Below are 6,409 nucleotides of genomic sequence, written 5' to 3'. Positions count from 1 at the left end.
ACCGCCGCCGAGACCCCGGCCGACGGTAGCCCGGACAGGCTGCCGGCACTGCTCAAGTTGGTGGTGATATTCGTTGCGGCGGTCCTCACCGCGCTGCTCGGTGCCGTGCTGCGCGGCATGGTGGTGACCTTCCCGTACTCGGGGGTGCTGGTCGCGGTCGAGGCCCGCCGTCAGTTGGCCGAGTTCAGCCGGCACTTCGCCCGCAACAGCCTCGCGCTTGTCGGCTTTCTCGCCGCGTACCACTACCTCCAGGACGTCTCCCCGGTCGTGGCGCTGGGCGCCGGCTGGGTGGCATTCGCGGTGGTCGCCGTCGCGCTGCACCTGCCGCTGCACCTGCCGCTGCGCCCCCGCCGGGGCCGCGCCGGCCGGGTCGGCGAGCCGCCCGCCGAGACCCCTGCGGCCGGCGGCCGAGCCACCTCCGGTGCGCTGAGGGCACCTATCGACCGGTGTCGACCAGCTCGGCGACGCGGGTCAACGGTTCGGCGTACACGGGCCAGTCCAGGCCGTCGACACTGAGTGTGGATCGGCGGCGTACACCGTCCACCGCGCCGGCCCGGACGATCGCGGCCAGCAGGTCGTACGACCAGGCGGGTCGCAGCAGCGTACGGAGCTGGGGCAGGTCGGGGCGGAGCAGCGCCAGCGCGCCGACGAGGGCGGCGGCGGCCCAGTTGGAGGTGCCGCCGACGAGCAGCGCGTCCGCGCCGACCACGCACCGGATCCGTTCGCCCGCGGTGACCACCCGCCCGACCAGTTCCGCCGGCAGGCGGCCCATGCCCAGCTCGTTGCCGCCGTCGCCGATGCCGATCCGAAAGGCCGACCCGGTGGCGTAGAGCCGATCCAGGGGCGCGGTGTGCGCGCCGATGTCCTCGCCGCGCATGTTGCGGGGTCGCCCGTCCCCGCCCGGCCCGACCCGTTCGCAGGCGATGAGGTGGGTCAGCTGACCGTAGCGGGGCAGGAGGGCGGCGGACCACCTCTGGTAGCCGGATAGCGGCGCGACGTCCACCGGTAGGCCCGGTACGGCGGCGGCGACGGCCGCCTCGACCACCGGGGCGCAGGGTTCGTCGGTGACGAGCCGGCAGCGTCGCCGAGGAGGCGTAGCGCGGCGGCGATCTGGACCGCGCCGAGCGGGCCGTCGGTCTCCGCGGCGGGCGGGTCGGCGCCGGGGATGAAGAACCCGGTGAACACCGCGGCGTCCGGCGCGGTGGCGGTGGCCAGCGATCGGGCAGCGGCGAGCAGGCCACCCTTCGCGGGCTCGGCCAGCGCCTCGCTGCCCCGGCCGACCTCGCGCGCCGCGACGCGTTCCAGCTCGGCGATCGTCTGTTCGATGTGCACCGTGTGCCTCCTCGGCGCCAGTGGACCGGCCCGGGGTAGCGGTGCGGGGCCAGTGCCGGCGGGCGCGACCGGTCCGCTGCGGTGTCGACCACCGGTGTCCGAGAATGACCATGACGCCGGCGGCGGTGCGGAGCGCCCGGCCGGTGACGTCGACCCAGCCGGCGTGCGGTGCGCCGGCCGGTGCGGCCGGCGCGTCCTGGGCGGCCGGGGACCCGGCGGCGGCCGGTGGCGATAACGGTTCGACAGTCAGGACTTGAAGTCCGGGCCCGGCTGTCGTAGAAATTCTTCAGCAACAGAGCATGAACTGAAGAGAATCACCGTGCCTCGCGTGGTGGACGCCTTCCCCCTGCTAGCGGCGTCCACCCGACCCCGACCCGAGGAGACCCCCATGAACAGGCGTGACATCCTGCGGCGCAGCGCCGCCGCCGGCCTGCTGGCCACCCCCGCCGCCGGTCTGCTCTCCGGCTGCGCCACCGGCGGTGGCGGTGACAAGAACGATGCCGAGACCTACCAGGGCACCAAGAGCGCCCAGAACCCGCTCGGCGTGAAGGAGGACGCCCCGCTCGAGGTGGTGATCTTCGGCGGTGGGTTCGGCGAGGAGTACGCCAAGGCCCACGAGGCCATGTACACCGAGAAGTACCCGAAGGCGAAGGTCAAGCACACCGCCACCCAGGAGATCAGCAAGACCCTCCAGCCGCGCTTCGTCGACGGCACCCCGCCGGACGTGGTCAACAACTCCGGCGCCAGCCAGATCGACTTCAACGGGCTGGTCAGTCAGAACGCCCTCGCCGACCTGGGCGAACTGCTCGCCTCCCCGAGCCTCGACGTTCCCGGCAAGACGGTCAGGGACACCCTGCTCCCCGGCGCGGTCGAGGTCGGCTCGTACGACGGCAAGTTCCTGGTGCTGAACTACACCTACACCGCCTACGGCATCTGGCACTCCAGCAAGCTGTTCACCGACCGCTCCTGGGAGTACGCCAAGACCTGGGACGATCACATCGCGCTCTGTAGGCAGATCAAGGCCGCCGGCATCGCCCCGTGGACGTACGCCGGCCTGCACCCGCGCTACATGAGCTGGCCCCTGATCTCCACCGCGATCAAGCTCGGCGGCCCGTCGGTGGCGACCGCCATCGACAACCTGGAGCCGAACGCCTGGAAGTCCGACTCGATGCGGACCGCCGCCGACGCCTGGCACCAGATCGTCAAGGACAAGTTCATCCTGGACGGCTCGCCCGGCCTGGACCACAAGCAGTCACAGACCGCGTGGTGCCAGGGCAAGGCCGCCTTCATCTCCTGCGGCTCCTGGCTGGAGAGTGAGCAGAAGGACGTCACCCCGGCCGGGTTCAACATGACCATCGCGCCGACGCCGAGCCTGGGCAGCGGGGACAAGCTGCCCTTCGAGGCGATCCGAGGCACCGCCGGGGAGCCGTTCATGGTGCCGGCCAAGGCCCGCAACGTCGCCGGCGGCCTGGAGTACTTCCGGACCATGCTCTCCAAGAAGGCGCCCAGGACTTCACCAGGAAGGTCGCCAGCCTCACCGTGGTCGCCGGCGCCACCGAGGGCGTCGAGCTGCCGAACGGGCTGAGCACCGTGGTCAAGGCTCTCGACGCGTCCGGGGCCAACGGCTTCAACTGGGTCTACAACAACTTCTATCGAAAGCTGGAGCGCAACCTGGTCGACGCCGCGTGCGGCGAGTTCTTCAGCGGCCGGATCGGCCCCGCGGAATTCCTCGACCAGTGCCAGAAGGGCGCCGACTCGATCGCCCAGGACAGCTCGATCAAGAAGTACAAGCGAGCGGCCTGACCCGCCGGCCGGTGGAGGAGAGGTCCACCCCCACCGGCCGTACCCCTTTCGGAGAGGTCCTCCTCGTGAAACATGGCAAGTGGCCGCTGATCCTCACGTTTCTGGTGCCACCGGTGCTGCTGTACGTGTTCTTCGTCGTCTCGCCGTACCTTCAGGCGTTCCAGATCTCCACCACCGACTGGCTCGGCTACTCGGCGGACGCCAACCCGGTCGGCCTGGCGAACTTCAAGACCCTGTGGCACGACGACTACGTGTGGAACGCGCTGAAGAACAACGCGATTCTGCTGGGCCTGGTGCCCGTGCTGACCATCATCCTCGGGCTCTTCTTCGCCACCATGCTCGCCATGGGCGGGCGCAAGGGGCGCGCCGGCGTCACCGGGGTGCGCGGTGGGGCGCTCTACCGCACCGTCTACTTCTTCCCGCAGGTGCTCTCCGTGGTGATCATCGCGTTGCTGTGGAAGGAGGTGTACCACCCCAACCAGGGGCTGCTCACCAGCGCCGTCCACGCTGTCGGTCTGCCCGCGCCGACCTGGCTCGGTGACCCGGCGACCGCCTTCTGGTGCGTGCTGGCGGTGATGGTCTGGAGCAACGTCGGCTTCTACGTGGTGCTGTTCGGCGCGGCGATGTCGGCAGTGCCGAAGGAGATCTACGAGGCGGTGCTGCTCGACGGCGCGTCCCGGTTCACCACCCTGCGCCGGGTCACCCTGCCACTGCTCTGGGACACCGTCCAGGTCGCCTGGGTCTACCTGGCCATCTTCGCCCTGGACGGGTTCATCCTCGTGCAGTTGATGACCAACGGCGGGCCGAACTTCTCCACCGACGTGATCGGGGTACGGATGTACGACACCGCCTTCGGCAGCGAGACCAAGTTCGGCTACGCCTCGGCGATCGGCGTGGTGATGTTCTTCCTGACCCTCTCGGTGGCGGTGCTGTCGCTGCGCATCGGCCGGCGCGAACGGATCGAATACTCGTGACCACTCTGGACCGGACCACCGCGACCGCCCCGACCCCGGTCACCACCGGGGACCGCCCGGTGCGCCGGGAACTCGGCGTGGCCAACACCCTCTCGCACGGCTTCCTGCTGCTCTGGGGCCTGCTCACCGTGCTGCCACTGCTGTGGATGTTCATCAGCTCGTTCAAGACCAACGGCGAGATCCTGGCCGACCCCTGGGGGCTCCCGGGCGCGCTGCGCCTGGACAACTGGGCCCGGGCCTGGACGGGCGCGCACATCGGCCGGTACTTCGTCAACAGCCTGGTGGTGGTGGCCGGCTCGGTCAGCCTCACCATGCTGATGGGCGCCACCGCCGCGTACGTCTTCGCCCGGTACGAGTTCCGTGGCCGCCAGGTCGTCTACTACCTGTTCGTCGGCGGCCTGATGTTCCCGGTGTTCCTCGCCCTGGTGCCGCTCTTCTTCGTGGTCCGCAACGCCGGCCTCTTCAACAGTTGGCTCGGGCTGATCCTGGTGTACGCCGCCTACTCGCTACCGTTCACCGTGTTCTTCCTGACCGCCTTCTTCCGGACCCTGCCGACTTCGGTGGCGGAGGCGGCGATGGTTGACGGCTGCGGTCACTTCCGGCTCTTCTTCCGGGTCATGCTGCCGATGGCACGTCCGGGACTGATCAGCGTCGCCATTTTCAACTTCCTCAGCCACTGGAACCAGTTCCTGTTGCCGCAGGTGCTGATGCAGGGCGACGACTCCAAGTGGATGCTGGCGCAGGGGCTCTTCGCGCTCTCGGTCAGCCAGGGCTACGCCGGTGACTACGCGCGGCTCTTCGCCGGGCTGAGCATCGCGGTGCTACCGGTGCTCGCGGTCTACGTGGCATTCCAACGCCAGGTGCAGACGGGCCTCACCGCAGGGCAGCTCAAGTAGCGTCCGTCCTGGCCTACTCGCCATCACGGTAGGCGTGACCGTGCGCAGCTACCCCGGGTACCCTCGACGACTGTGACGGCAACGGTACCGTCCTCCAGGCACCCGGTATGACCGATCCTGATCAATCAGAACTGCTCCACGTGTGCGCGCCCGACCTGCGTCGGGCCTGGAGCTCCGGTCGACGCCGGCTCGGTCACCTACTCGCACGCCCGAAACCGGTACCTGCTGCCCGGCCGGTCCTCAGATCGCGAGGGCCCCGCCGTCCACCGGGAGGAGTACCCCGTGGATGTGTGACGCATCCTCACTGGCGAGGAAGATCACGGCAGCGGCGGTGTCCTGCACGTTGCCCGTACGCCTGTCCGGGTTGCTCTCGGCGAGCTTCTCCAGGAGGGGGCGGAGGTTTTCGTTCCCCTCCGTGATGGTCGGTCCGGGGGCGACGGTGTTCACCCGCACACCGTCGGCGGCCAGCTCTGCGGCCCACGACCTCGTCAGCGAGTGCAGGCCTGCCTTGCTGGCGCCGTAGAGCGAGGTGAACTTGATTCCGTCCACGCCGCCGATCGAGCCTATGTTGATCACAGGGCCGCCGCCGTGCTCCACCATGGCGGGCACCAGGGCCGCCGTCAGAAGGCACGGGGCTTTGACGTTGACCTCAAGCACCTTGTCGATCTGTTCCTCGGTCGACTCCGTCATGGGGTGCGGCGGCACGAGAAAGGCCGCGTTGTTGACCAGGATGTCGATCGGCCGACCCGCCAGGGTCGTCGCCTCCTGTGCAAGGCGGCGGATCTCGGAGCCACCCGCAGAGAGGTCTGCCTCGACGAAGTGGGCGATGCCGCCCTCCGCGACGATTCCGGCGACGACCTGAGCACCCTGCTCCGCGCCGAGTCCGGTCACGACGACGATGGCCCTCGCGGGCCATCGCCTCCGCCACACCGCGCCCAATCCCGCTCGTTGAGCCTGTGACCAGTGCGGCGCGCCCTTCGAGACGATTCATGTCAGTACCTCCGGTTGTGAACTCTCGTCGAACCAATAATCCTTGCTTGAGGAAGCAAGGATATGGGGAGATTCCCTGGCAGGCCGGGCTCTGAGCAAATGCCACTACTCGAGGGCGGGTGCCGAGACGGCATTCCCGTATTGGCCGTCCCACTAGGGCTACGGCTTCGACAAGCGCCGTCACCTGCTCGGGGTCGGAGCGACCCGGCGCCGCCCGCCGTGAGCGCGCTCGTCTCGGGCGCCGCGCGTCGGTGATCGCGCTAAATCCTGAAAAGAGTCCCCTCCTCGCGGCCGGAGGGCACTACATCCGGCATCGAGTGCGATCATGCGCCGTGCCCCGTGCCCCGTGCCCCGTGCGCCGTGCGGCCTGCGGCCTGCGGCCTGCGGCGTGCGGCCTGCGGCGGGGCGCGGGGC

General features: G+C 69.5%; 8 protein-coding genes. 5 read left to right on the top strand and 3 right to left on the bottom strand.

Going from position 1 to position 6,409, the window contains the following annotated elements:
• Nucleotides 1-516, top strand: a 516-nt coding sequence (locus tag JM949_RS32435) for a hypothetical protein (RefSeq protein ID WP_203151888.1), incomplete at its 5' end; no start/stop codon positions are given.
• Here JM949_RS32435 and JM949_RS32430 read toward each other — a convergent pair.
• Together JM949_RS32430 and JM949_RS38730 are read right to left on the bottom strand one after the other, a co-directional pair.
• A complete protein-coding gene (locus JM949_RS32430) occupies nucleotides 437-1,045 on the bottom strand; it encodes a glutamate cyclase domain-containing protein (RefSeq protein ID WP_309232426.1) in 609 nt (202 codons plus the stop codon). The genes JM949_RS32435 and JM949_RS32430 overlap by 80 nt on opposite strands.
• Complete coding sequence (locus JM949_RS38730; protein ID WP_309232425.1) at nucleotides 934-1,332, bottom strand: glutamate cyclase domain-containing protein; 399 nt, start codon at nucleotides 1,330-1,332, stop codon at nucleotides 934-936. The genes JM949_RS32430 and JM949_RS38730 overlap by 112 nt, the downstream gene beginning before the upstream one ends.
• 388 nt (nucleotides 1,333-1,720) lie before the next feature.
• On the opposite strand from JM949_RS38730, the gene ngcE reads away from it, so the two are divergent.
• The 4 genes from ngcE (at nucleotide 1,721) to JM949_RS32415 (ending at nucleotide 5,005) form a co-directional block, all read left to right on the top strand.
• Nucleotides 1,721-2,917, top strand: a complete 1,197-nt coding sequence (gene ngcE / locus JM949_RS32425) for an N-acetylglucosamine/diacetylchitobiose ABC transporter substrate-binding protein (protein ID WP_238434285.1) — start codon at nucleotides 1,721-1,723, stop codon at nucleotides 2,915-2,917.
• Nucleotides 2,872-3,135, top strand: a complete 264-nt coding sequence (locus JM949_RS38105; RefSeq protein WP_238434284.1) for a hypothetical protein — start codon at nucleotides 2,872-2,874, stop codon at nucleotides 3,133-3,135. The genes ngcE and JM949_RS38105 overlap by 46 nt, the downstream gene beginning before the upstream one ends.
• Before the next feature lie 65 nt (nucleotides 3,136-3,200).
• A complete protein-coding gene (locus JM949_RS32420) occupies nucleotides 3,201-4,109 on the top strand; it encodes a carbohydrate ABC transporter permease (protein ID WP_203151887.1) in 909 nt (302 codons plus the stop codon).
• Nucleotides 4,106-5,005: a carbohydrate ABC transporter permease gene (locus JM949_RS32415; protein WP_309232424.1), complete on the top strand. Its 900-nt coding sequence runs from the start codon at nucleotides 4,106-4,108 to the stop codon at nucleotides 5,003-5,005. Before JM949_RS32420 ends, JM949_RS32415 begins: the two co-directional genes overlap by 4 nt.
• Nucleotides 5,006-5,245: 240 nt before the next feature.
• Here the strand turns inward: JM949_RS32415 and JM949_RS32410 are convergent, their stop codons facing one another.
• Nucleotides 5,246-5,896 (bottom strand): SDR family NAD(P)-dependent oxidoreductase, encoded by a 651-nt coding sequence (locus tag JM949_RS32410; protein WP_203151886.1) that lies wholly within the window; start codon nucleotides 5,894-5,896, stop codon nucleotides 5,246-5,248.
• Between the last annotated feature and the right edge of the window lie 513 nt (nucleotides 5,897-6,409).

Origin of the sequence: Micromonospora tarensis (genome assembly GCF_016803395.1) — a bacterium.
GTDB classification, from domain to species: Bacteria; Actinomycetota; Actinomycetes; order Mycobacteriales; family Micromonosporaceae; genus Micromonospora; species Micromonospora tarensis.
This window is presented reverse-complemented; position numbering and strand designations above follow the sequence as displayed.